Annotated in this window: 25 protein-coding genes and 1 pseudogene; 15 read left to right on the forward strand and 11 right to left on the reverse strand. The window is 71.5% G+C overall.

The window, feature by feature from the left end:
* Positions 1 to 9: 9 nt before the first annotated feature.
* Together AB0H82_RS19560 and AB0H82_RS19565 are read right to left on the reverse strand one after the other, a co-directional pair.
* On the reverse strand, positions 10 to 606 hold the full coding sequence (locus tag AB0H82_RS19560) for an NAD(P)H-dependent oxidoreductase (RefSeq protein WP_362994320.1): 597 nt from the start codon (positions 604 to 606) through the stop codon (positions 10 to 12).
* Between the two features lie 84 nt (positions 607 to 690).
* A complete protein-coding gene (locus AB0H82_RS19565) occupies positions 691 to 2,157 on the reverse strand; it encodes a hypothetical protein (RefSeq protein WP_362994322.1) in 1,467 nt (488 codons plus the stop codon).
* Between the two features lie 216 nt (positions 2,158 to 2,373).
* Here AB0H82_RS19565 and AB0H82_RS19570 point away from each other — a divergent pair, with 216 nt between their 5' ends.
* Positions 2,374 to 3,273, forward strand: coding sequence for an NAD(P)-binding domain-containing protein (locus tag AB0H82_RS19570; protein ID WP_362994493.1), 900 nt, complete (start codon positions 2,374 to 2,376; stop codon positions 3,271 to 3,273).
* Here the strand turns inward: AB0H82_RS19570 and AB0H82_RS19575 are convergent.
* The 4 genes and pseudogenes from AB0H82_RS19575 to AB0H82_RS19590 form a co-directional block, all read right to left on the reverse strand.
* Positions 3,270 to 3,722 carry a VOC family protein gene (locus AB0H82_RS19575; protein ID WP_362994324.1) on the reverse strand — a complete coding sequence of 151 codons (453 nt, stop codon included), beginning with the start codon at positions 3,720 to 3,722 and terminating at the stop codon, positions 3,270 to 3,272. The two genes, AB0H82_RS19570 and AB0H82_RS19575, sit on opposite strands and share 4 nt — an antisense overlap.
* 18 nt (positions 3,723 to 3,740) lie before the next feature.
* A pseudogene (locus AB0H82_RS19580) lies at positions 3,741 to 3,939 on the reverse strand (hypothetical protein); the annotation flags it as partial.
* 249 nt (positions 3,940 to 4,188) lie between these two features.
* Entirely contained in the window at positions 4,189 to 5,166 is a 978-nt protein-coding gene (rarD, locus tag AB0H82_RS19585; protein WP_362994326.1) for an EamA family transporter RarD, read from the reverse strand.
* A gap of 107 nt (positions 5,167 to 5,273) precedes the next feature.
* Positions 5,274 to 6,134, reverse strand: a complete 861-nt coding sequence (locus AB0H82_RS19590) for an SDR family oxidoreductase (protein WP_362994328.1) — start codon at positions 6,132 to 6,134, stop codon at positions 5,274 to 5,276.
* A 137-nt stretch (positions 6,135 to 6,271) separates the two neighbouring features.
* Between AB0H82_RS19590 and AB0H82_RS19595 the strand changes: the two genes are divergently transcribed.
* Positions 6,272 to 6,607, forward strand: a complete 336-nt coding sequence (locus tag AB0H82_RS19595) for a helix-turn-helix domain-containing protein (protein ID WP_362994495.1) — start codon at positions 6,272 to 6,274, stop codon at positions 6,605 to 6,607.
* A 39-nt stretch (positions 6,608 to 6,646) separates the two neighbouring features.
* On the opposite strand, the gene AB0H82_RS19600 is transcribed toward AB0H82_RS19595, so the two are convergent.
* From AB0H82_RS19600 to AB0H82_RS19620, 5 genes are all read right to left on the reverse strand, one after another.
* Complete coding sequence (locus tag AB0H82_RS19600) at positions 6,647 to 7,738, reverse strand: 2-oxoacid:ferredoxin oxidoreductase subunit beta (protein ID WP_362994330.1); 1,092 nt, start codon at positions 7,736 to 7,738, stop codon at positions 6,647 to 6,649.
* Positions 7,731 to 9,662, reverse strand: a complete 1,932-nt coding sequence (locus AB0H82_RS19605; protein ID WP_362994332.1) for a 2-oxoacid:acceptor oxidoreductase subunit alpha — start codon at positions 9,660 to 9,662, stop codon at positions 7,731 to 7,733. The genes AB0H82_RS19600 and AB0H82_RS19605 overlap by 8 nt, the downstream gene beginning before the upstream one ends.
* A gap of 335 nt (positions 9,663 to 9,997) precedes the next feature.
* Entirely contained in the window at positions 9,998 to 10,669 is a 672-nt protein-coding gene (locus AB0H82_RS19610; RefSeq protein ID WP_362994334.1) for a response regulator transcription factor, read from the reverse strand.
* Positions 10,670 to 10,926: 257 nt separating this feature from the next.
* The gene (locus tag AB0H82_RS19615) at positions 10,927 to 12,288 is read right to left on the reverse strand and encodes a sensor domain-containing protein (RefSeq protein ID WP_362994497.1); all 1,362 of its coding nucleotides are present in this window, start codon (positions 12,286 to 12,288) and stop codon (positions 10,927 to 10,929) included.
* 178 nt (positions 12,289 to 12,466) lie between these two features.
* A complete protein-coding gene (locus AB0H82_RS19620) occupies positions 12,467 to 13,636 on the reverse strand; it encodes a sensor domain-containing protein (RefSeq protein ID WP_362994336.1) in 1,170 nt (389 codons plus the stop codon).
* A 212-nt stretch (positions 13,637 to 13,848) separates the two neighbouring features.
* On the opposite strand from AB0H82_RS19620, the gene AB0H82_RS19625 reads away from it, so the two are divergent.
* From AB0H82_RS19625 to AB0H82_RS19685, 13 genes are all read left to right on the forward strand, one after another.
* On the forward strand, positions 13,849 to 14,238 hold the full coding sequence (locus AB0H82_RS19625; RefSeq protein WP_055547887.1) for an NADH-quinone oxidoreductase subunit A: 390 nt from the start codon (positions 13,849 to 13,851) through the stop codon (positions 14,236 to 14,238).
* Positions 14,229 to 14,852, forward strand: coding sequence for an NADH-quinone oxidoreductase subunit B family protein (locus AB0H82_RS19630; RefSeq protein WP_362994338.1), 624 nt, complete (start codon positions 14,229 to 14,231; stop codon positions 14,850 to 14,852). Before AB0H82_RS19625 ends, AB0H82_RS19630 begins: the two co-directional genes overlap by 10 nt.
* Positions 14,849 to 15,865 carry an NADH-quinone oxidoreductase subunit C gene (locus tag AB0H82_RS19635; protein ID WP_362994340.1) on the forward strand — a complete coding sequence of 339 codons (1,017 nt, stop codon included), beginning with the start codon at positions 14,849 to 14,851 and terminating at the stop codon, positions 15,863 to 15,865. Before AB0H82_RS19630 ends, AB0H82_RS19635 begins: the two co-directional genes overlap by 4 nt.
* Entirely contained in the window at positions 15,862 to 16,830 is a 969-nt protein-coding gene (locus AB0H82_RS19640; protein WP_362994342.1) for a complex I subunit 1 family protein, read from the forward strand. The genes AB0H82_RS19635 and AB0H82_RS19640 overlap by 4 nt, the downstream gene beginning before the upstream one ends.
* A complete protein-coding gene (locus tag AB0H82_RS19645) occupies positions 16,830 to 17,453 on the forward strand; it encodes an NADH-quinone oxidoreductase subunit I (protein WP_362994344.1) in 624 nt (207 codons plus the stop codon). The genes AB0H82_RS19640 and AB0H82_RS19645 overlap by 1 nt, the downstream gene beginning before the upstream one ends.
* Entirely contained in the window at positions 17,450 to 18,061 is a 612-nt protein-coding gene (locus tag AB0H82_RS19650) for an NADH-quinone oxidoreductase subunit J (RefSeq protein WP_362994346.1), read from the forward strand. The genes AB0H82_RS19645 and AB0H82_RS19650 overlap by 4 nt, the downstream gene beginning before the upstream one ends.
* Entirely contained in the window at positions 18,061 to 18,465 is a 405-nt protein-coding gene (nuoK, locus tag AB0H82_RS19655; protein WP_362994348.1) for an NADH-quinone oxidoreductase subunit NuoK, read from the forward strand. Before AB0H82_RS19650 ends, nuoK begins: the two co-directional genes overlap by 1 nt.
* Positions 18,462 to 20,471 carry an NADH-quinone oxidoreductase subunit L gene (locus AB0H82_RS19660; protein WP_362994350.1) on the forward strand — a complete coding sequence of 670 codons (2,010 nt, stop codon included), beginning with the start codon at positions 18,462 to 18,464 and terminating at the stop codon, positions 20,469 to 20,471. Before nuoK ends, AB0H82_RS19660 begins: the two co-directional genes overlap by 4 nt.
* Before the next feature lie 6 nt (positions 20,472 to 20,477).
* Positions 20,478 to 22,073, forward strand: coding sequence for an NADH-quinone oxidoreductase subunit M (locus AB0H82_RS19665; protein WP_362994352.1), 1,596 nt, complete (start codon positions 20,478 to 20,480; stop codon positions 22,071 to 22,073).
* On the forward strand, positions 22,070 to 23,602 hold the full coding sequence (locus tag AB0H82_RS19670; RefSeq protein ID WP_362994354.1) for an NADH-quinone oxidoreductase subunit N: 1,533 nt from the start codon (positions 22,070 to 22,072) through the stop codon (positions 23,600 to 23,602). Before AB0H82_RS19665 ends, AB0H82_RS19670 begins: the two co-directional genes overlap by 4 nt.
* Before the next feature lie 162 nt (positions 23,603 to 23,764).
* Positions 23,765 to 24,628, forward strand: a complete 864-nt coding sequence (htpX, locus tag AB0H82_RS19675) for a zinc metalloprotease HtpX (RefSeq protein WP_362994356.1) — start codon at positions 23,765 to 23,767, stop codon at positions 24,626 to 24,628.
* A complete protein-coding gene (locus AB0H82_RS19680) occupies positions 24,625 to 25,020 on the forward strand; it encodes a YccF domain-containing protein (RefSeq protein ID WP_362994358.1) in 396 nt (131 codons plus the stop codon). The genes htpX and AB0H82_RS19680 overlap by 4 nt, the downstream gene beginning before the upstream one ends.
* A gap of 15 nt (positions 25,021 to 25,035) precedes the next feature.
* Positions 25,036 to 25,869: a barstar family protein gene (locus tag AB0H82_RS19685; RefSeq protein ID WP_362994360.1), complete on the forward strand. Its 834-nt coding sequence runs from the start codon at positions 25,036 to 25,038 to the stop codon at positions 25,867 to 25,869.
* The last annotated feature ends 27 nt before the right edge of the window (positions 25,870 to 25,896 follow it).

The raw sequence follows: 25,896 nt of genomic DNA on the forward strand, positions 1-25,896 counted from the left end.
GAGCGGCTCTCAGTCCTTGTCGTACGGGTAGCGGGCCAGCGGCGGCTCCTGCGCGAAGAACGTCTTGGCGCGCGCCAGCGCCTCGGTGTCCTCCAGGACGTGGCCGGGCCGGGTGCCGTTGCCCAGCAGGACGCCGCCGAAGCGCATGGGGAAGAAGGCGGCGGTGTGGTTCAGCGTGCCGATCAGCGGCTGTGCCACCTCTTCCTCGCGGTGCGCGAGCGCCGTCACGCCCCACAGGGTGCGGCCCTTGAGGGTGTCCTTGAAGTTGATCTCAGGGGTTTCCAGCCAGGCGTCCCAGTAGTCGAGGTAGCGCTTGACGGTGGCCGAGACCGAGTACCAGTACAGCGGTGAGGCGATGACGATGTCCGTCGCCTCCAGGGTGGCGTCCAGGAGCAGCGCTTCGTTGCCGCCGACGGGGCGGGGCCGGGCGCGCGGGCGGGTGTCGTCGTGCCGCTGGTCCTCGAAGTCGGGGAGCGGTACGTCGGCGAGGTTCACCCAGCGCTGCTCGACGTCCGGGGGCAGCTGCTCGGCGGCCTTGCGGGCCAGGATCTCGGTGTTGCCCTCGGGGCGGGCGCTGCCGACGACGAAGAGGAACTTGCGGGTCATGGGATCCCCCTGGGTTGCTTGCGCACGGCGGTTGCTTGCGCGTGCACTATATGCACGCGCAAGCAAAGTCGTCCAGGGGATGGGTCACGGAGGTACGTGGACGGCCCACCCCGGGGCGTAGGTGCCGGGCACGGGGTGGCGGGGCCAGGAGCGGGCCCAGTGCGGGGGGTCCGCCGCGCGCAGGACCAGGGCGGCGGGGCGGAGCGGGTCGTCCGGCGCGGCGGGCGCGCAGCCGGCCACGTACGCGACGGGGATCACGGAGGCGTTGCCGCCCAGGACGCACGGAGTGCTGCCGGTCCCCGCCCCGCCGGTCCTCGCTCCGCCGGTCCCCGCTCCGACGCCGTGGTCGTGCAGGACTTCGGCGATCCGCGCCCAGTCGCCGCGGGCGCCCGCCTGGATCCTCGCGTTCCCGTGGACCAGGGGGAGCTGGACGGCGAGGTGTCCGGCGAGGACGAGCCCCAGCGCGGCGAGTCCGACCAGCGGCCGACGGGACGCGCGGGCGGCCCGGACGAGGGCGAGCACTCCGAGGGCGGCGGCCGGGGCGAGCAGGGCGTGGGCGGGGAGGAGGAAGCGGGGAGCGGCGTAGGGGACCAGGAGGAGGTAGGGGAGGGCGACGGCAAGGGCCGCGGCTGCGGCGAGCAGGCAGCAGGGGAGGGGAGCGGGGGCCGGTGGGCGAGCCCCCCGGTCTTCGGGGCGCAGGCCTCGTACGCTCCACAGCCCCACCCCCACCAGGACCGGCAGCACCAGCCACCACTCCAGCGCGATGGGGCGGATGCCGTCGCCGGTGCAGGGGCGGCAGAGCAGTGGGCCGTCCATGACGGTGAGGTGGTGGGCCAGGGAGAGCAGAGGGCGCAGGTCCCCCTGCACTTCGCTCGCCTCCGTCAGCCGTTCGCGGACGCCGCCGAAACGGACGTACGCCTCGACGATCCACGGCAGCGCGCCCGCCGCGAGCCCGCCGAGCACGGCGAGAACGCGGCCCCGCGCCCGCCGGCCGGGGACGACGAGGGCGGCGACCAGCAGGGGCACACCCAGGGCGACGCCGTCGTTGGGGCGCATCAGGGTGGCCAGGGCGAGGCCGCCCGCGATCCCGGCGCGGGTGGCGACGGACTGCCGCGGCCACAGGAAGAGGCCGACCGCCCCGACGGCACCCATGGCGGTGTAGTGGTTGGGCATCGCGGCGCTCGCGTAGAACAGCGTGAACCACAGGCCGCCGTACAGCGCGGCGGCGACGGCGGCCGCCGACGGCCGGTGCAGGACGCGCAGCCAGGGACGGAACCCGAGGTAGAGCGCGGCGGTCGCGAGCAGCGTCAGCCACACCCTGAGCAGTACGACGGAGTCGCTCCAGGCCGCCACGGGGGCGATCAGGAACGGCACGCCACGGGTGCGGGGCGCACTGAACGGCGTGGCGGGGCCGTGCGGGGAGTAGCGGCTGGCGTAGACCATCTCGTCCCAGCCGAGGGGCAGGGTGAGCGGGACGAGGGCGAGGGACAGCAGGGCGAAGACACCGCAGACGGCGAGGAGGAGACGGTGGGCGCGCGGCTGCTGTGCCATCGTCCCAGCTTGCCAAAGACCGGTCTGCCGCCCCGGGTCGGCCACGCGGCGCCGCCATGGCTTACGCAAAGGTAAGTACGCACTTTTTAGTGGGTACTTGAGGCGAGCGCAGTGTCCCCCCAGCATGAGGAAGCGATCAACACGCCCGACGGGATCAACACACCCGAGGGGATCAACGCGCTCGGCGCGGACAGCTGGCGACAATGGGGGCAGAGCATGACGTACGACCGGAGCACGGGCACACCCGTGACGCTCATCGGGCTCGGCCTGATGGGCACGGCGCTGACCGAGGCCTTCGTCGGGGCCGGGCACCCGACGACGGTGTGGAACCGCACTCCGGAGAAGGCGGCGCCCCTCGTCGCCAAGGGTGCGTCGCACAGGGCGGCGGTCGAGGACGCGGTCGCCGCGAGCCCCCTCGTCATCGCCTGCCTCTCGACGTACGAGGCGACACGCGCCGCACTGGAACCGGCGGCCGCCGCCCTGGCCGGTCGCACCCTGGTCACCCTCAACTCCGGTACCCCGTCCGGCGCACGGGAGATGGCCGACTGGGCGGCCGGGCGGGGCGCACGGTTCCTCGACGGCGCCGTCAAGAACGTGCCGGGGGCCGTGGGAAAGCCGGACACCCTGCTCTACTACGCGGGCGACCGGGCGACGTTCGACGCGCACGAGGAGACGCTGAGGGTGCTCGGCGGCGACACCGTCCACCTCGGCACCGACCCGGACCTGGCCGCCCTCTACGAGATGGCGGTGGGCAGCACCCTGCTCCCCGCCCTGATCGGCTTCTTCCAGGGCGCGGCGATGGTGCGGTCGCGCGGCCTGACCGCGGGCTCGCTGGTGCGGTACGAGGTCAAGTGGCTGGAGATGATCGCCTCGATCCTGCCCACCCTGGCCCAGGAGATCGACTCCGGCGACTACACACGGCCCGCGTCGACCGTCGGGCTCTTCCACGAAGCGGCCGAGTACGACCAGGAGGTGGCCGAGGAGGCCGGACTCGACGTCTCCTGGCTCGCCCCGATGAACGACCTGGTGCGGCGGGCGGTCGCCGAGGGGCATCGGGACCACAGCGTCTCGGCGCTGGTCGAGATGTTGCGGAAACCGGAGACGGGAACCGCCTAGTGCACGCAGAACTCGTTGCCCTCCGGGTCCGTCATGATCACCCACTCGCCGCCGGGCTCCTTGACGTGCCGCGCCACGGCGGCGCCCAGCGCCTCCAGCCGGCGCACCTCGTCGTCGCGGCACCCCGGCCCGGTGTGCACATCGAGGTGCAGCCGGTTCTTGCCGGTCTTGGTCCCGGGCACGCGCTGGAAGAGGATCCGGCGGCCCAGGCCGGTGCCACTGGCCTCGTCGTACGGGTCGTCGGGGTGCCGGACGGCGATGAGGTCGCGCCAGGCGCGGCGGCCGCGGAACTCGAACGTCGCGGCTTCGGGGGCCGCGCCGAGGCCGAGCAGACGGTCGATGAGGGCGCTGTTGTCCTCGACCTCGTACCCCAACGTCTCGGCCCAGAAGGCCGCTTGGGCGTGCGGGTCGGCGGCGTCGATGACCAGCTTCCAGTGCAGGGTTGTCATGGTAACCAGTTATACCGGTTAAACCGGTTGAACCGATGAGGCGGCTCGGGTGTGCGTCCGTGCGGCAGCGGCCCGGTATCCGCTCGGGGCGATGCCCCTGATCCGCTTGAAGGCGTCACTTGAAGGCGTCACTGAAGCCGAACCCGTCGGCGTACCCCACCTGTCCGGCCACCGCCGCGACCGTCGCGCCCGGCTCGGTGAGGAGCTCGGCGGCGACCAGCTCCACGATGGGCAGGCACCCCTACGCCTCGCGCTGCCCCTCGGCGACGTGCCGGAACCCTTCATCGACGTGGAGGACATCGCGGAGGTGGCGGCCGCCCGCCGATGCGGTTCGAAGGTCACAACGCGGCGCCCACGACGGACGTCGGGGACATCCTCGGCCGTGCGCCGCACGGCTTCTCCGCGTATGTGAAGGCGCGGGCCGATGCGGGTGTCTGGTCCTGACCGCGCCGGGGAACGGCACCGCTCAGGCGGCGGGCTCCCGCTCCTCGCGGGCGGGGGCCCCGGCCGCCGCCGCCCTCGCGGCCGCCACCCGCACCGCGTTCCGCCGGGCCGCGCGCAGCGCGTCCCAGGTCAGCAGGGAGAGCGCCAGCCAGACGAGGCCGAAGCCCGCCCACCGCTCGGGCGGCATCGCCTCGTGGAAGTACAGGATGCCGAGCAGGAACTGGAAGACCGGCGCGAGGTACTGCAGAAGGCCCAGCGTGGAGAGCGGCACCCGGATCGCCGCGGCCCCGAAGCAGACCAGGGGAGCGGCGGTCACCACACCGGTGGCCGCGAGCAGCGCCGCGTGCCCGGCGCCCTCCGTGCCGAACACGATGTCGCCCTGCGTGGCGAGCCACGCCAGATAGCCGACGGCGGGCAGGAACTGCACGGCGGTCTCGGCGGCGAGCGACTCCAGGCCGCCGAGGTTGACCTTCTTCTTCACCAGGCCGTACGTCGCGAAGGTGAAGGCGAGACAGAGCGAGATCCACGGCGGCCTGCCGTATCCGAACGCGAGCACGAGGACCGCCGCGAACCCGATGCCGACCGCCGCCCACTGCACCGGCCGCAGCCGCTCGCCGAGCAGCAGGACGCCCATGGCGATGGTGACCAGCGGGTTGATGAAGTAGCCGAGGGACGCCTCGACGACGTGGCCCGAGTTCACGGACCAGATGTAGACGCCCCAGTTGACGGTGATGACCGCCGCGGCGATCGCCACCAGGCCGAGCCTGCGCGGCTGGCGCAGCAGCTCGCGGGCCCAGTCCCAGCGTCGTACGAAGAGCAGCGCCACGCCGACGACCACCAGGGACCAGGCCATCCGGTGGGCGAGGATCTCGACGGCTCCGGCGGGTTTCAGGAGCGGCCAGAAGAGCGGGACCAGGCCCCACATCCCGTAGGCGGCGAAGCCGTTCAGCAGCCCGACGCGCTGCTCGTTCCCCGGCTTCCCGGCTGCTCCGCTGTCCACGGCCCCTCCTTCGTGCACGGCAGCCCACGCTGCCCCACTGAAGGTAGCGCCGGGAACCCTCGGCTGTCATGCCCGTTCCATGGTGACGCTCGTGACGCCCGGCGGGCTCAGCCGCGGAGCGCCGCGGACACCGCGTCCGCGATCGGGGTCGTGGGCCGGCCGATCAGCTTGGCGAGGTCCCCGCCGGTCCCGGCCAGGCGCCCCCGCGCGATGGCCGCGTCGACGTCGACGAGGGTCGCGGCCATCGGCTCCGGCACGCCCGCGCCGGTCAGCACCGCGAGGTGCTGTTCGGCGGGCACGTTCGCGTACGAGATGTCCTTGCCGGTCTGCGCCGCGACCTCGGCGGCGTACTCGGCGAAGCTCCACGCGACGTCGCCGCTGAGCTCGTAGACCTTGCCCTCGTGGCCCTCGCCGGTCAGTACGGCGACGGCGGCCGCGGCGTAGTCGGCGCGGGAGGCGGAGGCGACGCGGCCGTCGCCCGCGGAGGCGACGACGGCGCCGTGCTCCAGGACCGGGGCGAGGTGCTCGGTGTAGTTCTCGTGGTACCAGCCGTTGCGCAGGAAGGTGTGGGGCAGGCCGGAGTCGAGGATCAGCTGCTCGGTCACCTTGTGCTCGGCCGCCAGGTCGAAGTCGGCGTCGGGGCCGCCGAGGACGCCCGTGTAGGCGAGGAGCGCGACGCCCGCCTCGCGCGCGGCGTCGACGACCGCGCGGTGCTGCGGCACGCGCCGGCCGATCTCGCTGCCGGAGATCAGCAGGACGCGGTCGCCCGCGGCGAAGACCCGGCGCAGGGTCTCGGGGGCGCTGTAGTCGGCGACGCGCAGCTCGACGCCGCGCTCGGCGAGGTCGGCGGCCTTGTCCTTGTCGCGTACGACGGCCGCGATGTCCCCGGCGGGGACCCGGGCGGCGAGCAGCCCCTCGATGACGAGACGGCCGAGGTGTCCGGTGGCTCCGGTGACGACGATGCTCATGTCTGGTTGCTCCTGTCAGGTCCGGTGGAAGTCGGTATGACACCCACCCTAGGAGCAGCGCTAACTTTCCGTAAGTACCCACTTTGAAGTAAGGTACTGGTGTGGAAGTAAGCAGCTGGAATGTCGCGGGCGAGGAGATGTGCCCCCACCGCCTCGTCCTGGAGCACGTGACGAGCCGCTGGGGCGTCCTCGTCCTGCTCGCCCTGGAGGAGCGTTCGCACCGGTTCAGCGAGCTGCGCCGCGAGATCGGCCGCGTCAGCGAGAAGATGCTGGCCCAGACGCTGCAGACCCTGGAGCGCGACGGCCTGGTGCACCGCGACGCCAAGCCGGTCATCCCGCCCCGCGTCGACTACTCCCTCACGGAGCTCGGCCGCGAGGCCGCCGCGCAGGTGCGGGCCCTCGCGGCCTGGACGGAGCGGCGCATGGACGACGTGCAGAAGGCGCGACAGGAGTACGACGAAGCCCGGTCCTGAAAGATCAGAACCGGGCCCTGTGCGGGGAAGTCCCGCGGACTAGCCGACGACCGTCCACGTGTCGCCGCCCGCGAGGAGCGCGGCCAGGTCGCCCTTGCCGTCCCTCTCGATGGCGGTGTCGAGCTGGTCGGCCATGAGCGTGTCGTACACCGGCCGTTCGACGTTGCGCAGGACGCCGATCGGGGTGTGGTGCAGCGTGTCCGGGTCGGCGAGCCGGGAGAGCGCGAAAGCCGTGGTCGGCGACGTGGCGTGCGCGTCGTGGACCAGGATGTCGGCCTCGTTCTCCGGAGTGACGGCGACGACCTTGAGGTCACCGGTCACCGCGTCCCGCACGACGCCCTTCGACCCGTCGGCGCCGAAGCGGATCGGCTGCCCGTGCTCCAGACGGATCACCGCCTCCTCGGCCTGCTGCTTGTCCTTGAGGACCTCGAAGGCGCCGTCGTTGAAGATGTTGCAGTTCTGGTAGATCTCCACCAGCGCGGTGCCGGGGTGCGCGGCGGCCTCGCGCAGCACCGACGTGAGGTGCTTGCGGTCGGAGTCCACGGTCCGCGCCACGAAGGAGGCCTCCGCGCCGATCGCGAGCGACACCGGATTGAAGGGCGCGTCCAGGGACCCCATCGGCGTCGACTTGGTGATCTTGCCGACCTCGGAGGTCGGGGAGTACTGGCCCTTGGTGAGGCCGTAGATCCGGTTGTTGAACAGCAGGATCTTCAGGTTCACGTTGCGGCGCAGGGCGTGGATGAGGTGGTTGCCGCCGATGGACAGCGCGTCGCCGTCACCGGTGACCACCCACACGGACAGGTCGCGGCGCGAGGAGGCCAGGCCGGTGGCGATGGCCGGGGCGCGGCCGTGGATGGAGTGCATCCCGTACGTGTTCATGTAGTACGGGAAGCGGGAGGAGCAGCCGATGCCCGAGACGAAGACGATGTTCTCCTTCGCCAGGCCGAGTTCGGGCATGAAGCTCTGCACGGCCGCCAGCACGGCGTAGTCACCGCAGCCGGGACACCAGCGCACCTCCTGGTCGGACTTGAAGTCCTTCATGGACTGCTGGGCCTCGGCCTTGGGTACCAGGGAAAGCGCTTCGATCGTGCTCCCGGTCCCTGCCGGACCGGCCGTCTTCGTGTCAGCCATCGATGGTCTCCTTGAGAGCCGTGGCGAGCTGCTCGGCCTTGAAGGGCATGCCATTGACCTGGTTGTACGAGACCGCGTCCACCAGATACTTCGCGCGGACCAGCGTGGCGAGCTGACCGAGGTTCATCTCGGGGATCACCACCTTGTCGTAACGCGCGAGGACGTCGCCCAGATTCCGCGGCAGCGGGTTGAGGTGGCGCAGATGGGCCTGCGCGATGGAGTCGCCCGCGGCGCGCAGCCTGCGGACCGCCGCCGTGATCGGTCCGTACGTCGAACCCCAGCCGAGGACCAGCGTGTCGGCGTTCCCGCCGGCGTCGTCGACCTCCACGTCGGGCACGGCGATGCCGTCGACCTTGGCCTGCCGGGTGCGGACCATGAAGTCGTGGTTGGCCGGGTCGTAGGAGATGTTGCCCGTGCCGTCCTGCTTCTCGATGCCGCCGATGCGGTGTTCGAGGCCCGGCGTGCCCGGGATCGCCCACGGGCGGGCGAGGGTCTGCGGGTCACGCTTGTAGGGCCAGAAGGTCTCGGCGCCGTCGGCCTCGGTGTGGTTGGGCCCGGAGGCGAACTGCACGCGCAGGTCGGGCAGTTCGTCGACCTCGGGGATGCGCCACGGCTCGCTGCCGTTGGCCAGATAGCCGTCGGACAGCAGGAAGACCGGCGTCCGGTACGTCACCGCGATGCGGGCCGCCTCCAGCGCCGCGTCGAAGCAGTCCGCCGGGGTCCTGGGCGCCACGATCGGCACCGGCGCCTCGCCGTTGCGCCCGTACATCGCCTGGAGCAGGTCGGCCTGCTCGGTCTTGGTCGGCAGGCCCGTGCTCGGGCCGCCGCGCTGGATGTCGACGATCAGCAGCGGCAGTTCGAGCGAGACGGCCAGGCCGATGGTCTCCGACTTCAGCGCCACACCGGGCCCCGACGTCGTGGTCACCGCCAGCGACCCGCCGAACGCCGCGCCCAGCGCCGCGCCGATCCCCGCGATCTCGTCCTCGGCCTGGAAGGTGCGCACGCCGAAGTTCTTGTGCTTGGACAGCTCGTGGAGGATGTCCGAGGCCGGCGTGATGGGGTACGAGCCGAGGTACAGCGGCAGGTCCGCCTGCCGGCCCGCCGCGATCAGACCGTACGAGAGGGCGAGGTTCCCCGAGATGTTGCGGTAGGTGCCGGTCGCGAACGCGTGGGCGGCCGGGGCGACTTCGTAGGAGACCGCGAAGTCCTCGGTGGTCTCGCCGAAGTTCCATCCCGCGTGGAACGCCGCGATGTTCGCCTCGGCGATCTCGGGCTTCTTGGCGAACTTGGTCCGCAGGAACTTCTCGGTTCCCTCGGTCGGCCGGTGGTACATCCACGACAGCAGGCCCAGCGCGAACATGTTCTTCGAGCGCCCCGCGTCCTTGCGCGAGAGGTCGAAGTCCTTCAGGGCCTCCACCGTCAGCGTGGTCAGCGGCACGGGGTGCACGCTGTAGCCGTCCAGGGAGCCGTCCTCCAGCGGGGAGGTGGCGTAACCGACCTTCTGCATCGCGCGCTTGGAGAATTCGTCGGTGTTGACGATGACCTCCGCGCCGCGCGGCACGTCGCCGATGTTCGCCTTCAGGGCCGCCGGGTTCATCGCCACAAGGACGTTCGGCGCGTCGCCCGGGGTCAGGATGTCGTGGTCGGCGAAGTGCAGCTGGAAGGAGGAGACACCCGGCAGGGTTCCGGCGGGCGCGCGGATCTCGGCGGGGAAGTTCGGCAGCGTCGACAGGTCGTTGCCGAAAGAAGCGGTCTCCGAAGTGAACCGGTCGCCCGTGAGCTGCATGCCGTCACCGGAGTCACCCGCGAAGCGGATGATGACCCGGTCCAGACGGCGCACATCTTTGACACCTGCGGGCTTGCGTTGTCCTCCGACGACTGCCCCGTCGGCCTGCTCGGCTTGGCTACTGACCCGGCTGGTCACTGAACTGGACCTCCCTTGAGGCGACTGTGCGGAATCGCCGGGACGACCGGCGCTCCCAAGGTCCACCCTACGTCTGTAAGGGTCGCCTTCCTGGGGTTGCTCGCATTCCGGATGCATTTCTGAGACGCCGTGTTGCACTGGTTTGCCATGGTTTGCCTTGCCCCCCGGTCCTTCATGGATGACGCTCCCCGCTCATCCTTTGGTTCTAGGACTTGCCTTGACAGCCACCACCGTGCTCGTGACTCTCTGTGTTCACCCCTGTTCATACCTGCCGGGGCCGGAGGGGCGCTCGATTCCGGGTGCTGTCCGACGCCATCCGGCAGGGTGTCAGTCGTTCAGGAGTTGAGATAGGTGAGGACCGCGAGCACGCGACGGTGATCCCCGTCACTCTGTGACAGGCCGAGCTTCAGGAAGATGTTGCTCACGTGCTTCTCGACGGCACCGTCGCTCACCACGAGCTGCCGGGCCACCGCCGAGTTCGTCCGTCCTTCGGCCATCAGACCGAGTACCTCGCGTTCCCGTGGTGTAAGCCCCGCGAGCACGTCCTGCTTGCGGCTGCGGCCCAGCAGCTGCGCCACGACCTCCGGGTCGAGCGCCGTGCCGCCCTCCGCCACCCGCACCACCGCGTCGACGAACTCCCGCACCTCGGCGACCCGGTCCTTGAGCAGATAGCCCACGCCGCGGCTCGACCCGGCGAGCAGCTCGGTGGCGTACTGCTCCTCCACGTACTGCGAAAGGACCAGGACCCCCAGGTCGGGGTACTGGGCGCGCAGATACACCGCGGCGCGCACGCCCTCGTCGGTGTGGGTCGGAGGCATCCGCACATCGGCGACGACCACGTCCGGCAGGGCGTCCTGCCCGGCGAGATCGGTGATCGTCTTGATCAGCGCGTCGGCATCACCCACACCGGCGACCACGTCGAGCCCGCGGTCGGTGAGCAGGCGGGTCAGGCCCTCCCGAAGCAACACTGAATCCTCGGCGATGACCACCCGCACTTTGTCCTCCATTTTTTGGCCCCCCGGCACTTTTGGCCCCCCGGCGCGCTGATCCGGCAGCGCGCTCGTCTCGCCCGCGTCGGTCCGACAGCGATCGCGTCGGCCGAACATCTCGGCTCCTCAGTATCGCGCGATCCGGCGCCGGTCACCGGACCGGTCGCCGGACTGTTGCGGTCCGGAGCGTCGGGCAGCGCGCCGCCCCGGCGCTCTGTGAGAGCCGGGGCGGCGCGCTGACGGGGTGTGGGGTCGGTGTCGGCGTCGGTCTCGGATCAGGCCTTGCGCCACGGCAGTTCGGCCGTGACCGTCGTCGGGCCGCCCGCCGGCGAGTCGACGACCAGGATTCCGTCGACCGCGTCGAGCCGCTCCGCGAGGCCCGCGAGGCCGGAGCCCGCCGACACGTCGGCGCCGCCCGCCCCGTCGTCGGTCACCTGGAGCATCAGCCGGTCATCGGCCCGCCAGACGTCGACGCTCGCGGCGCTCGCCCCGCTGTGCTTGCTGATGTTCTGCAGGAGCTCGGAGACCGTGAAGTACGCGATGCCCTCGATGGCCGCCGCCGGGCGGCTCGTCAGATCCACCTCCACCTGGACCGGCACCGTGCAACGGGCGGCCAGCGAGGAGAGTGCGGCGTCCAGGCCGCGGTCGGTGAGGACGGCGGGGTGGATGCCGCGGGCCAGGTCGCGCAGCTCCTGCAGCGCGACCTTCACCTCGCCGTGCGCCTCGTCCACCATGCGCGCCGCGGCCTCGGGGTCCTCGGCCAGCTTCTCCTTGGCGAGCCCCAGATCCATGGCGAGGGCGACGAGGCGGGCCTGCGCGCCGTCGTGCAGATCGCGTTCGATGCGGCGCAGGTCGGCGGCGGCGGTGTCCACGACGACCCCGCGGTCCGACTCCAGTTCGACGACGCGGGTCGCGAGCCGTGAGGGGCCGAGCAGGCCGAACACCATGACGCGGTCCACGGTCGTCAGGGCCCGCAGGATCCACGGGGTGGCCAGCGTGACGAGGAGGCCGGTCGCGGCCGTGATGCCGAGCTCGAACGGGTTGTCGAGGTAGATCCGGTGGCCGTCGTCGCCCCCGTAGAGCTGGATGCCGTCCTGCCCCGCGTACATCGGGAAGATCCAGAACCAGAGCGGATACGTCAGCATCAGCCAGCCGTACGACCAGAACACCACCGCCACCGTGAAGGAGAACAGCGACCACGGCAGCATCAGCAGCGAGTACAGCAGGTGCCGCCATGACGCGCCGCTCTTCAGGACGGCGCCCATGAGCGCCATCGGCCCGCCGCCCTTGGGGCGCAGCGGCTCCGGCGCCGCGATGTCCAGACCGAGCAGCCCGCGCGCCCGCGTCCGCTCCAGGGCGCCGATGCCGCGGCAGCCGGCCAGCCCCGCCGCAAGCACCGGGATGCCGATGAAGGTGATCAGGAGGCCCGCGCCGAGCGAGAGCATCGTGATGGCGAAGACGAACGACGTGATGCCGATCGGCAGGCTCAGCAGGGTGTAGCCGAACTCCCGCCAGGTGCGCGCCTCGACGGGGGCGCGCAGCCCGGCGGGCAGGCGGTGCCGCCGCTCCTCGACGTCGGCGTCCCGGAAATCCGGCCGGTCCATCCGCGCGTACCCCTGTCCGTAGTCCGTGGCCATCGCTGCCGTCCGTTTCTTCTGCGTCTGCATCCGTGTATGCGGGTCGGGTTGTGGGTTGCGGGTTGCGGGTTTCGGTTCTGTGCTCAAGGCGCTCGCTGTGGGTGCCCTGGTGACAGACTCGTCGGCGCGGCCGCTCGCGACCATGGAGCGGGTCGGCGTCTTCCACCGGGGGTTTTCCCTACCCCACGCGGTCCCGCCACGGGAGCTCCGCAGTGATCGTCGTGGGCCCGCCCTGCGGCGAATCGATCACGAAGAGCCCGTCCACGGCGCCGAGCCGGTCCGCGAGCCCCGCCATGCCCGTCCCGCCGTCGAGCCGCGCCCCGCCGCGCCCGTCGTCCCACACCTGGATGAGCAGCCGCTCCTCCGAACGCCAGACGTCGACGCTCGCGGACTTCGCCCCGCTGTGCTTGCTGATGTTCTGCAGGAGCTCGGAGACCGTGAAGTACGCGATGCCCTCGATGGCGGCCGCCGGGCGTGCCGGAAGCTCGGCGGTCACCTTCACGGGGACCGTGCAGCGCGACGCCACCGAGGACAGCGCGGCGTTCAGGCCGCGGTCGGTGAGGACGGCGGGGTGGATGCCGCGGGCCAGGTCGCGCAGTTCCTGCAGAGCCAGCTTCACCTCGCCGTGCGCCTCGTCGACCATGGAGGCCGCGGCGTCCGGGTCCTCCAGGAGCTTCTCCTTGGCGAGGCCGAGACCCATGGCGAGGGCGACGAGGCGGGCCTGCGCGCCGTCGTGCAGATCGCGTTCGATGCGGCGCAGGTCGGCGGCGGCGGTGTCCACCACCACGCCCCGGTCGGACTCCAGTTCGGCGATGCGCCGCTCCAACTCGTCGGAGGGCGAGAGCAGTCCGCGCACCATCGCCCGGTCGGCGTTGGTGAGGCCGCGCACGATGAAGGGCAGCACCGGCCAGAGCACGAAGAGCCCGGTGAGGGTGACCGTGAAGGTCACCACGCCCCACGGCAGCCGGATGAACGCGTACAGCATGGTGCGCCAGCCCACCGGGTCCTTCAGGTTCGCCCACAGCCGGCCGAGGAAGCTTTGCCCGCGGTGCCCCGGCATCGGGCTCGGCTCGTCGACGCGGACGCCGAGCAGCTTCCTGGCCCGCCCCCGCTCGGCCCTGCCGAGGAGGCGCGCGCCGAGCAGCCCCGTCGCGAGCAGCGGCAGACCGATCACCGTCACCGTCAGGCCGGCGCCCAGGGCCATCACGGTCACCGCGTAGACGAAGCCGACGATGCCGATCGGCAGGTTCACCAGGAGGTGCGCGATCTCCTTCCAGGTGTGCCGGTCGTACGCGAAACGCGCGGGTGGCGGCCGGTCGTCATGCGGAGGCGTGGTGCGTGCGGTCATACGCGCTAGGGTGCCCGGCCCGCCGCCGCGACGCCATGAGGGCCACCGCCGGGGCAGCCGGGGGGATAACCCCACCCCGGCCGGATCATCCGGATCATTGCGTGACGCTCTGCTTACTGAACCTTTAGCAGGCCCTAGACTCCCGTGCGTACAGATCGTCGAAAAGGGTCAGGGTCAGGGAGTGAAAGTCGGTCAGGGAGTGAGGGAGTGACGTGCACGTGACGAACGTCGCGGCAAGCTACTACCAGTCGTACTCCGTCGTCGGACTGCTCGCCGTCGTGGGCGTGCTGTTCGTCGCCGTGGCCTTCGGCGCGGGGCGGCTGCTGCGCCCGGTGGTGCCGACCCCGGAGAAACTCCTGACGTACGAGTGCGGCGTCGACCCCGTCGGCGAGGGCTGGGCCCACACCCAGGTCCGCTACTACGTCTACGCGTTCCTCTACGTGATCTTCGCCGTCGACTCGATCTTCCTCTTCCCCTGGGCGACGGTCTTCGCCGCGCCCGGCTACGGCGCGACGACACTCGTGGAGATGTTCATCTTCCTCGGCTTCCTGGCCGTGGGCCTGCTGTACGCATACAAGAAGGGCGTCCTGACGTGGACGTGACCCCGGAGACCGAAGGGCGGCCGCAGCCCGTGCTGCTCCCCGAGCCGAAGAGGCTGGGCGCGCTCGCCCGCCTCGCCCCCGAACCGATGAAGGTGGTCCTCAACTGGGGCCGCCGGTACTCCCTCTGGGTCTTCAACTTCGGCCTCGCCTGCTGCGCCATCGAGTTCATCGCCGCGTCCATGGCGCGCCACGACTTCATCCGGCTCGGCGTCATCCCCTTCGCGCCGGGCCCGCGCCAGGCCGACCTGATGGTCGTCTCCGGCACGGTCACGGACAAGATGGCACCCGCGGTGAAGCGCCTGTACGAGCAGATGCCCGAACCGAAGTACGTCATCTCCTTCGGCGCCTGCTCCAACTGCGGCGGACCCTACTGGGACTCGTACTCCGTGACGAAGGGCGTCGACCAGATCATCCCGGTCGACGTGTACGTCCCCGGCTGCCCGCCCCGCCCCGAGGCGCTCCTCCAGGGCATCCTCAAACTCCAGGAGAAGATCGCGAAGGAGTCGCTGGAGGAGCGGTACGGGAAGGGGCCCGGCACCGGTGCCCGCCCCTCGGCGGCCGCGCTCCGGAGCGGCCTGGTGAAGGCGCCCGCGCCGGGGGAGGGCCAGGCATGACCGGCTGGCTGCCGAGCCCCGTCGAGGAGCTCTTCGGCGCGGAGGCGACGGCCGAGGAGTCGTACGACGTACTCACCGTCGACGTCCCCCCGGCTTCGTGGACCACCGCCCTGGAGACGGCCCGCACCACACTTTCCTGCACCTACTTCGACTGGCTGAGCGCGGTCGACGAACCGGGCACCGGCTTCCGCGTGGCCGCCCACGTCGTCGCCCTCTCTCCCGTACGCCGCCTCCTTCTCCGTACGACCGTCGCGCACGACGCCCCCGTGCTCGCCTCCGCCGTCGGCGTCTACGCGGGCGCCGCCTGGCACGAGCGCGAGACGCACGAGATGTTCGGCGTGACCTTCGAGGGCCACCCCGGGCTGACCCCGCTGCTCCTGCCCGACAGCTTCGAGGGCCACCCCCTCCGCAAGGACTTCGTGCTCGCGGCCCGCGTCGCGAAGGCCTGGCCGGGCGCCAAGGAGCCGGGGGAGTCCGAGCACGGCGGCCCCAAGCGCCGCCAGATGCTGCCCCCCGGCGTGCCCGACCCGAACGAGTGGGGCCCTCTGAAGGGCCAGCTCCCCCCGGCCCCGGCACGCCCGGCGCGCGGGGCGGGGCGCGCCGGAGCCGCTGGGGCGGCTGCTGCCGGAGCGGCCGGCCGCGCCGCCGGCGAACGTCCCGCGCGGCGGACCCGGAGCGTGAGCGAGGGCTCCGCGAGCCAGGCCGCACCGACGCCCCCGGCGGAGAACACCCCGGCCACGCCCGCCGAACGGGAGGCGCCGGCCCGCCCCCCGAGGCGCGCCCGGAGCGCGAGCCAGGGCTCGGCATCGCAACGAGCGGCGACCCCGGCTCCGGCCCCCGCTCCGGAGGCCACACCCGAGGGGAAGCCCGACGCTCCCTGGCACCACGCCCGCCCGGCGTTCGACACCCCGGAGCAGCCCGAGCCCGAGTCCGCTCCCCAGCCCCAGCCCGAGCCCACGCCTGCGCCCGAGCCGGAGGACCCCCGTAACGGAGACACTGGAGGGAACGAGTGAACGACGTCCTCGACGTCGCCCTGCGCCTCGTCATCGTCTTCGCGGCGTTCCTGGTCCTGCCCCTCGTCGTCGGCCAGACCGAGCACAAGGTGATGGCACACATGCAGGGCCGCCTCGGCCCCATGCACGCGGGCGGTTTCCACGGCTGGGCCCAACTCGTCGCCGACGGCGTGAAGTTCGCCCAGAAGGAAGACATCGTCCCGGCGGCGGCCGACCGCCGTGTCTTCCAACTGGCCCCGGCGATCGCCCTCCTGCCCTACCTCCTCGTCCTGGTCGCCATCCCGGTCGGCCCCGGCGAGGGCGCGGTCGGCGAGGTCGTCGACGCGGGCATCTTCTTCGTGCTCGCGGTGATGGGCGTCGGCGTACTCGGCTCGCTCATGGCGGGCTGGGCCAGCGCCAACAAGTTCTCCCTCCTCGGCGGCCTCCGCACCGCCGCCCAGCTCCTCGCGTACGAACTGCCGATGCTGCTCGCCGCCGCCTCGGTCGCGATGGCCGCGGGCACGGTCTCGCTGCCCGGCATCGTCGACGCGTTCGAGTGGTGGTGGCTGCCCTGGCAGATCGTCGGCGCCCTCGTCTTCTTCGTCGCGGGCCTCGCCGAACTCCAGCGCCCGCCCTTCGACATGCCGGTCGCCGACTCCGAGATCATCTTCGGCGCCTATACCGAGTACACCGGTCTGCGCTTCGCCCTCTTCCTCCTCGCCGAGTACGCCGGAATCGTCGTCCTGTGCGGCCTGACCACCGTCCTGTTCCTGGGCGGCTGGCACGGCCCGTGGGGTGCCGACGGGCTCGGCTGGGTCTGGACCCTGCTGAAGACGGCGGTGCTCGCCTTCGTCGTCATCTGGCTGCGCGTCAGCTATCCCCGTCTCCGCGAGGACCAGCTCCAGAAGCTCGCCTGGACCCTCCTCGTCCCGCTCGCCCTCGCGCAGATCGCGCTCACCGGCATCGTGAAGGTGGCGATCAACTAATGGCACCTTTTCTCCCGCCCACCCGGCCCGGCATCCCCGGCAGCGGCCTCGCCAAGGGCCTCGCCGTCACCCTCCGCACGATGACGAAGAAGACCGTCACCGAGCAGTACCCCGAGCACCAGCCCGAACTGCCGCCCCGCACCCGCGGCGTCATCGGCCTGTTCGAGGAGAACTGCACGGTCTGCATGCTGTGCGCCCGCGAGTGCCCCGACTGGTGCATCTACATCGACTCCCACAAGGAGACGGTCCCGCCCGCCGCCCCCGGCGGCAGGGAGCGCAGCCGCAACGTCCTCGACCGCTTCGCCATCGACTTCGCCCTCTGCATGTACTGCGGCATCTGCATCGAGGTCTGCCCCTTCGACGCCCTCTTCTGGTCACCGGAGTTCGAGTACGCCGAGACCGACATCCACGAACTCACCCACGAGCGCGACAAGCTGCGCGAGTGGATGTGGACGGTCCCGGCCCCGCCCGCCCTGGACGCCGGCGCCGAGGAGCCGAAGGAACTCGCCGCCGCCCGCAAGACCGCGGAGAAACTGGCCGCCACCGAAGCCGCCGAGACCGTCGCAGCCGCCGAGACCGCCCCGTCGGCTGCACGGCCCGAGACGAAGGGCGAGGAGTCGTGAACCAGGTCGTGCACATCGCCGCCGGAACACACGGCTTCCTCTCCCCGACGGGCGTCGAGATCGCCTTCCTCCTGGTCGGCCTCGTCACGCTCGGCGCTGCGGTCATCACGGTCACGACCAAGCAACTGGTGCACGCCGCCCTGTGGCTCGTGGTCGCGCTCGGCGGGCTCGCCGTCGAGTACCTCCTGCTGACCGCCGAGTTCATCGCCTGGGTGCAGGTCCTCATCTATGTCGGTTCCGTGGTCGTCCTCCTCCTCTTCGGACTGATGCTCACCAGGGCACCCATCGGCCGCTCCCCGGACGCCGACTCGGGCAACCGCCCGGTCGCGCTCGCGGTGGCCCTCACCGCTGCCGCCGCCCTGGTCTGGGTCGTCGTGGACGCGTTCCGCACCACGGTGATCGACCTGGACGGCGCCGCCCAGGGCACCACCGACGTGACCGGCTCGGTCCTCTTCCGGCACTGGGTGCTCCCCTTCGAGGCGCTCTCGGTCCTCCTCCTCGCCGCCCTCGTCGGCGCGATCGTCCTGTCCCGCAGGAACACCGCGTCGAACGCTGTTTCGGATGCCGCGTCGGATGCCCGCGCCACGGACCGGGAGGAGAACAGCTGATGCACCTCCACCTCGCCTATCCCGCCGTCCTCGCCGTCCTCCTCTTCAGCGTCGGCCTGTACGGAGTGCTCGCCCGGCGCAACGCGATCCTGGTCCTGATGTCCGTCGAGCTGATGCTCAACGCCGTCAACCTCAACCTGGTCGCCTTCGACGTCTGGCTCCGCGACTCCCTCCACGCCGGCCAGGCCCTGACCCTCTTCGTCATCGCCATCGCCGCCGCCGAGATCGGCATCGGCCTCGCGATCGTCCTCGCGGTCTACCGCAACCGCGGCAGCTCCGCCGTCGACGAACTCCGCGACACCGCCGAGACCGCCGAGTCCGCCGAGGCCGCCGCCGAAGAGCCCGACCCCGCACAGCAGCCGCCGTCGGCGCAGACGTCGAAGAAGGCTGAGGCCACCGCGTGACCACGACCACCCTCGCCGTCCTCGTCCCCCTCCTTCCGTTCCTTGGCGCGGCCGCGGGCCTGCTCCTCGGCCGCCGCGTCCCCGGCCTCGTCCGGCCCCTCGCCGTACTGCCCACACTGACGGCCCTCGTGCTCGCCGTGCTCGTGGCGATCCGTCAGGGCGGCGGCACCGGCTCCGGCAAGGCCCCGGTCGACGCCGCGACCGAGCTCACCCCGACCGGCTCCGTCCCCATCGAGCTCGCCCTGCACATCGACGGCTTCGCCGCCCTCGTCGCCGTCCTGGTCGGCGTCGTCGCCTCCTGCGTGCAGATCTACTCGACGGGCTACCTCCGCGACGACCCGCGCTACCCCTCGTACGCCGCTCTCGTCTCCCTCTTCACCTCCGCGATGCTGCTCGTCGTCTACTCAGGCGACCTGATGGTGCTCCTGGTCGGCTGGGAGATCATGGGCATCTGCTCGTACTTCCTGGTGGGCCACTACTGGGAGACCCCCGAGGCGCGCGCCGCCTCGCTGAAGGCCTTCCTCGTCACCAAGCTCGGTGATGTCCCCTTCCTGATCGGTCTGTTCGCGCTCGCCGCCGACACGGGCTCCTTCCGCATCACGACGATCGTCGGGACGGTCACGGACGGCGGCCTGGACCACCCCACGCTCATCGCCCTGCTGCTCCTCGCGGGCGTGGCGGGCAAGTCGGCGCAGTTCCCGCTGCACACCTGGCTGCCCGACGCGATGGCGGGCCCCACGCCCGTCTCCGCGCTGATCCACGCCGCGACGATGGTCGCCGCCGGCGTCTACTTCGTGGCCCGGCTCCTCCCCGTCTTCGCCGCCTCCGACGCGGCCTTGGTCGTCCTCGCCGTCATGGCCGCCGTCACCATGGCCGGTTCGGCCCTCGCCGCGCTCGCCCAGGACGACATCAAGCGCGTCCTCGCGTACTCGACGATCGGCCAGCTCGGCTACATGACCGGCGCCCTCGCCGTCGGCGACCGCGGAGCCGCCGTCTTCCACCTCCTGTCCCACGGCGCCTTCAAGGCGCTGCTGTTCCTCACCGCGGGCGTGATCATCCACGCCGCCGGCACCAACTCGCTGGCCGCCATGTCCCGCATGACGGGCCTGCGCGACCGCGTCCCCGACGCCTACTGGACGATGACCGTGGCGCTTCTCGCGCTCGCCGCGATGCCGCCGTTCAGCGGCTTCTTCTCCAAGGAGGCCGTGCTCGGCGCCGCCGAGCACACGGCCACCGGCCACGCTGCTTCAGCGCCCACCGCGGCGGGCTGGATCGTCCTCGTCGCCGGCCTGCTCACCGCCCTCCTCACCGCCGCGTACGCGACGCGGCTCTGGCTGCTCGCCTTCAACGGCAGGGGAGCACAGGCCCCCGACCACGGGAAGCAGCCCGTCGCCATGACCGCCGTGCTCTGGGTGCTCGCGGTCCCCTCCCTCGTCTTCGGTCTGACCGCCGGCGTCCTGCCGGACTGGTTCGACGGCCACTCGCTCGCCCCGACGCTCACCACCTCCGTCCTGGGCACGGGTCTCGCACTCGTCGGCGGCCTGGTCACCTACGGCGCGTGGCGGCACACCACGGCGCTCGGCGCCCGCGTCCCGATGGGCGCGGTCGCCGCGAGCCCGGACGGCGACGGCGGCCTGGTGGAGGCGGAGGCCATCGCCAGCCACACCCCCGCGTACGGAGACGTGGCCTCGGCGCCGGACCCGGCCGACCCCGGCCGCCTGCTGCTCGGACCGCTGCACCGGCACGCCGCCGCCGGCTTCCACCTCGACGCCGTCTACACCGCCCTGTTCGTGCGCCCCGTCCGGGCCGCAGCGGGACTCGTCCGCTTCCTCGACCGCGAGGTCGTCGAGACGTACGTGCGCGGCGCGGGCGCCGCACCCCGCTGGCTCGGCGCGGCCGTCCGTCGCGCGCAGACCGGCAACGTGCAGACCTATCTGAGCGCGCTGCTCGCAGGCACGGTCGTCCTGGCCGTCGCCGCCGTCCTCGTCGCCACCGCCGGAGCGTGAGCAGCCGTGATCGGTATCAGTGAGTCCGTGATGCAGTTTCTTCTGGCGTTGATCGTCGTCGGCCCGCTCATCGGCGCCGTGGCCGCCCTCTTGCCGGCCCCGCCCGGGCTGAAGGGAAAGTCGCCCGACCAGGCCGTGCTGCGCCACGGCGTGACCGTGACCGGCGTGATCCTCGTCGCCGCGATCGTCCTCGCGCTCGGCTTCGACCACGACCAGCCGTCGAAGATGCAGGCCACGACCGATATCAGCTGGATCCCCGCACTCGACGTGCGCATCCACCTCGGCATCGACGGCATCTCGCTCCCCCTCCTGGTCCTGACCGCGCTGCTGACCTTCCTCTGCGCGCTCTACTCCTACTTCAAGCTGCCTGCGGGCCCGTCTCCCAAGGCATTCGTCGCGCTGATCCTCATGCTCGAATCCGGCACCCTCGCGACCTTCGCCGTCCTTGACCTGCTGCTGTTCTTCCTGGCGTTCGAGATGGTGCTCATCCCGATGTACTTCCTCATCGCCCGCTGGGGCGGTGAGCAGCGCACGCGGGCCGCCTGGAAGTTCATCCTGTACACCCTGCTCGGATCCGTCGTCATGCTGCTGGGCCTGCTCCTCATCGGGCTCAAGTCCGGCACATTCGACATGGTGGCACTCGCCACTGACAACGGCCGGGGCCTGACCACATCCGTGCAGGTCATCGCCGTTCTGGCGATCGGGATCGGGCTCGCGGTCAAGACGCCGATGTGGCCGTTGCACAGCTGGCTGCCCGACGCCCACACCGCCGCGCCGACCGTCGGCTCGGTCCTGTTGGCCGGCGTGCTGCTGAAGATGGGTACGTACGGGTTCGTCCGGATCGTCCTGCCCATCGCCCCCGACGGGATGCGGGAGTTCGCGCCGTACCTCGCGGCCTTCGCGGTCGTCGGGATCATCTACGGATCCCTGGCCTGCCTCGCGCTCGCCAAGCAGGGCGCGAAGGGCGACCTCAAGCGCCTCATCGCGTACTCGTCCGTCGGCCACATGGGCTTCGTCCTGCTCGGCATCTCCACCATGAGCCCGACCGGCGTGAACGGCGCCCTGTTCGCCAACATCGCCCACGGCCTCATCACCGGCCTGCTCTTCTTCCTCGTCGGCGCGCTGAAGGACCGCACCGGCACCACCGACCTCGACTCCCTCGCGCAGGAGTCCGGCGCCGCGCTCTACGGCAGGGCGCCCCGCCTCGGCGGCCTCCTCGCCTTCGGCGCCGTCGCCTCCCTCGGACTGCCGGGACTCGCCGGGTTCTGGGGCGAGATGCTCGCGCTGTTCGGCGCGTTCGAGCCCGCCGCCGACCTGAGCCGCCCCGCCTTCCTCACCTTCATGGCCATCGCCGCCTTCGGCACCCTGCTCACGGCCGCGTACATGCTCATCGTCGTACGCCGTGTCTGCATGGGCCCAATGCCGCGGACCGCCACGGCCGACGAGCCCGCCCCCAAGGCCCTCGCCGATGTCCACGGTTACGAATTCGCCGCCTGGACCCCGCTCGTCGCCCTCACCGTCCTCGCCGGACTCTGGCCCGCGGCTCTCCTCGGCCTGACCGACCCGGCCGTGCAGAAGCTCCTCACTGGAGGCAAGTCGTGACCGTGGCCGCCGAAAGCGCCGCCAGCCTCGTCCAGTCCGTCGACTGGCTCGCGATCGCGCCGCCGACCATCGCCGCGGTCGTCGGCCTCGTCGTGCTCGTGGCCGACCTCTTCGTGAAGGACGGCAAGAAGGCGCTCCTCGGCTGGATCTCCGTGGCGGGCCTGGCCGCGGCCGCGCTCTCCCTGCTGCCCCTCATGGACGACGACCGCTCCACCTTCTGCCTGACCGGCGGGGGCACGCACGCGTGCAGCTACACCGCCGACCGCTTCACCCTCGTCATCCAGCTCCTCGTCCTCGGCGGCGCCCTGCTCGCCGCCCTGCTCTCCATGAGCACCCTCAAGGACTCCGGCGACGAACTCCCCGCAGGGGAGTTCTGGTTCCTGCTGCTCTCCTCCGCGGCGGGCGCCGCCCTGCTGCCCGCATCGCGCGACCTCGCGACGCTCATCGTCGCCCTCGAAGTCGCGTCCCTGCCGGCATTCGCCCTCGTCGGCCTCCGGCACGGAGACAAGCGCTCCTCCGAAGCGGCCCTGAAGTTCTTCCTCTCCTCGGTCACCGCGACCGCGGTGAGCCTCATGGGCGTCAGCTTCGTGTACGCGACGACCGGCACCCTGCACCTCACGGAGGTCGCCACCAAGCTCCAAGAAGTCGACGGGCAGCTCCACACGCTCGCCCAGACCGGCGTCGCGCTCACCCTCGTCGGCTTCGCCTTCAAGGTGGCCGCCGTGCCCTTCCACTTCTGGGTACCGGACACCTACGTAGGCGCGCCCCTGCCCGTCGCCGCCTACCTCTCCGTCGTCGGAAAGGCCGTCGGCTTCACCGGCCTCATCCTCGTCACCGTCGTCGCCTTCCCGTCGTACGCGGACGTCTGGGGCCCCGCACTCGCCGTCCTCGCCGCGCTCACCATGACCGCCGGCAACGTGGCGGCCCTGCGCCAGCGGTCCACGCGCGCGTACAGCGCGGTCCGCCTCCTCGCCTGGTCCTCGGTCGGCCAGGCCGGATACCTCCTGGTCCCCATCGCCGCCGCCGGGTACGCCGACAACGAGGCCGCCGCCGAGAAGGCCATCGGCTCGACCGTCGCGTACGCCCTGATGTACGCCGCCGTGAACCTCGGCGCCTTCGCCGTGGCCGCCCTCGTCGGCCGTACGCAGCGCCTGAACCGCGTCAGCGACTACCGCGGCCTGTACGCGCGCAGCCCCCTCGCCGCCCTCGTCCTCGGCTTCTTCCTGCTCTGCCTGGCGGGACTGCCGCCGGGCATCATCGGCCTCTTCGCGAAGGTCACCGTCTTCTCGGCCGCCGTCGACGCGGGCCTCGGCTGGCTCGCCGTGGTCATGGCCGTGAACGTGGTGATCGCGCTCTTCTACTACCTTCAGTGGACGGCGCTCCTGTTCCGCGCCCCGGAGGGGGAGCCGGTCAAGCACCGCGTACCCGCCCCGCTCACCGCGGCCATCGCACTGACGGCGGTCCTCGGCATCGCGCTCTCCGGAGCGCCCCAGCTCGTCCTGAGGTTCTCCGACACCGGCCTCTTCTGACGCGGTCCCCGCGGGCCGTCACCCGCGCGGCCTACACCGCTCATGCGTGCACAAGGGAACTAGTGCTCCCCGCCTGGCGTTGACCAGTACGGGAGGGTCCACTGAACAGTGGAAGCACCAGTCAGCAGAGGGTTCCCCCACGCACCACCAGGAGGGCGTACCGTGCACCGCCGGCACAACGGGTTGAAGACCGCCGTACTCCTCGGGGGACTGTCCGCGCTCATCCTTGTCATCGGCAGTTTCTTCGGGCGTACGGGCCTGATCGTCGCGCTCTTCGTGGCGCTCGGCACCAACGCGTACGCGTACTGGAACAGCGACAAGCTCGCCCTGCGCGCCATGCGCGCCCGCCCGGTGAGCGAGTTCGAGGCCCCCGAGCTGTACCGCATGGTCCGCGAGCTCTCCACCCAGGCCCGCCAGCCCATGCCCCGCCTGTACATCTCGCCCACCGAGGCGCCGAACGCGTTCGCGACGGGCCGCAACCCCCGGAACGCCGCGGTGTGCTGCACCGACGGCATCCTCCGCCTCCTCGACGAGCGCGAACTGCGCGGCGTCATCGGCCACGAGCTCAGCCACGTCTACAACCGCGACATCCTCATCTCGTCGGTCGCGGGCGCCCTCGCCTCGGTGATCATGTTCCTGGTCAACTTCGCCTGGCTGATCCCCGTCGGCCGGTCGAACGACAACGAAGGCCCCGGCATCTTCGGCATGCTCCTGATCGTGCTGCTCGGCCCGCTGGCGGCCTCCGTCATCCAGCTCGCGATCAGCCGCTCCAGGGAGTACGAGGCGGACGCCTCCGGCGCCCAGCTCACCGGCGACCCCCTCGCCCTCGCGAGCGCACTCCGTAAACTCGACGCGGGGACGAAGCAGTTGCCCCTGCCTCCCGAGCCCCGCCTGGAGACGGCGAGTCACATGATGATCGCGAACCCCTTCCGCCCGGGGCAGGGCATGTCCAAGATGTTCTCCACACACCCGCCGATGGCGGAGCGCATCGCCCGACTAGAGCAGATGGCAGGTCGCCACCAGTGAAGACAATCCTGAACGTCATATGGCTCGTCCTCTGCGGCTTCTGGATGTTCCTGGCCTACTTGGTCGCGGGCGCGATCCTCTGCGTCACGATCATCGGCATCCCCTTCGGCCTGGCCAGCTTCCGCATCGGCCGCTATGCCCTGTGGCCCTTCGGCTACACCACGGTCGAGCGCCGCGACGCGGGCGCACCCTCCTGCGTGGGCAACGTGCTGTGGCTGCTCCTCGCGGGCTGGTGGCTCGCCCTCGGCCACATCTTCACCGGCATCCTCCTGTGCGTCACGATCATCGGCATCCCCCTGGGCGTCGCCAACTTCAAGCTGATCCCGGTCTCGTTGCTGCCGCTCGGCCGCGACATCGTCCGTACCGACCAGCCGTTCGCCGCGCGCTCCTGAAGCGGGTGCACTCCGGTGCGGCAGCCGAGGTACGCCCTCGCCGCGTACGACCCCGAAGCCCTTCCGTACGACGAGATCTGGGCGCTCTGCGCGGACGCGGAGCACCTCTTCGCCGATCAGCTGCCGGACGGGCCCAGCATCCCCGAAGGGCGTGAAGCCCCACCGGACGCGCTGGCGGAACCACCCGTACGACTGCTCGGCTGCGCACCGCGCGGTGCTCTGAAAGACGCGCTGGAGTCCGGCAAGGGCGAACTCGGCCACGGCAGGGTCCTGCGCCTCTGCCGACAGGGCCGGCCCCTCCAGCACGCCGTGGAGGGTGAGGTCGTCGCCTGGATCCCGTCCGCGCGCGGCCGGGGCCTGGTCGACCTCGCCCTGGACCCGTGGACCGTACGGCCGCCGCGCTCCGCCGGAGAAGTGTGGGACGCCTGGTGGGCCGGCCGCCCCGCACGGTCCAACCTCTGGGCAGCCCACGGCATCGACGCCGACGGCCGGTCCCACTGGCTGTCCGTCGCCCGCGAGCGCAAAGGACGGCGCGGCGGGCCGGACGCGGAGCCCGGCGCCACGTACCACCTCGACGGCCGCCACATCACCGACGAACCAGCCTTCTACTGCGCGCTCGGCGAGGCGGTGAACGGCCCCGGAGGATACGTCGGACGGAGCGCGGACACGCTCCACGACTGCCTCCGCGGGGACCTCGGGACGCCGCCGCCCCTCACCCTCGTCTGGCACGACCCGCACACCGCCCGGAGCTGCCTGGGCGTCACACCCCGCACACACGGCGCCCCGCCCTCCTTCGAGGAACTGCTCGCCCTCCTCACGCGGATGGACATCGAAGTCGTCCTGGCCTGAAGCCGTCCTGACCTCACGCCGTCCTGG

The sequence above is a fragment of the Streptomyces sp. NPDC050732 genome, assembly GCF_040654255.1.
Lineage (GTDB): Bacteria > Actinomycetota > Actinomycetes > Streptomycetales > Streptomycetaceae > Streptomyces.

Bases quoted from the DNA above. Each gene is read 5' to 3' on its own strand.
- AB0H82_RS19560 (WP_362994320.1), bottom strand. From the start codon at position 606: ATGACCCGCAAGTTCCTCTTCGTCGTCGGCAGCGCCCGCCCCGAGGGC.
- AB0H82_RS19635 (WP_362994340.1), top strand. From the start codon at position 14,849: ATGACCGGCTGGCTGCCGAGCCCCGTCGAGGAGCTCTTCGGCGCGGAG.
- AB0H82_RS19610 (WP_362994334.1), bottom strand. From the start codon at position 10,669: ATGGAGGACAAAGTGCGGGTGGTCATCGCCGAGGATTCAGTGTTGCTT.
- AB0H82_RS19620 (WP_362994336.1), bottom strand. From the start codon at position 13,636: ATGACCGCACGCACCACGCCTCCGCATGACGACCGGCCGCCACCCGCG.
- AB0H82_RS19565 (WP_362994322.1), bottom strand. From the start codon at position 2,157: ATGGCACAGCAGCCGCGCGCCCACCGTCTCCTCCTCGCCGTCTGCGGT.
- AB0H82_RS19590 (WP_362994328.1), bottom strand. From the start codon at position 6,134: ATGAGCATCGTCGTCACCGGAGCCACCGGACACCTCGGCCGTCTCGTC.
- AB0H82_RS19575 (WP_362994324.1), bottom strand. From the start codon at position 3,722: ATGACAACCCTGCACTGGAAGCTGGTCATCGACGCCGCCGACCCGCAC.
- AB0H82_RS19645 (WP_362994344.1), top strand. From the start codon at position 16,830: ATGGCACCTTTTCTCCCGCCCACCCGGCCCGGCATCCCCGGCAGCGGC.
- nuoK (WP_362994348.1), top strand. From the start codon at position 18,061: ATGCACCTCCACCTCGCCTATCCCGCCGTCCTCGCCGTCCTCCTCTTC.
- AB0H82_RS19600 (WP_362994330.1), bottom strand. From the start codon at position 7,738: ATGGCTGACACGAAGACGGCCGGTCCGGCAGGGACCGGGAGCACGATC.
- AB0H82_RS19615 (WP_362994497.1), bottom strand. From the start codon at position 12,288: ATGGCCACGGACTACGGACAGGGGTACGCGCGGATGGACCGGCCGGAT.
- AB0H82_RS19595 (WP_362994495.1), top strand. From the start codon at position 6,272: ATGTGCCCCCACCGCCTCGTCCTGGAGCACGTGACGAGCCGCTGGGGC.
- AB0H82_RS19570 (WP_362994493.1), top strand. From the start codon at position 2,374: ATGACGTACGACCGGAGCACGGGCACACCCGTGACGCTCATCGGGCTC.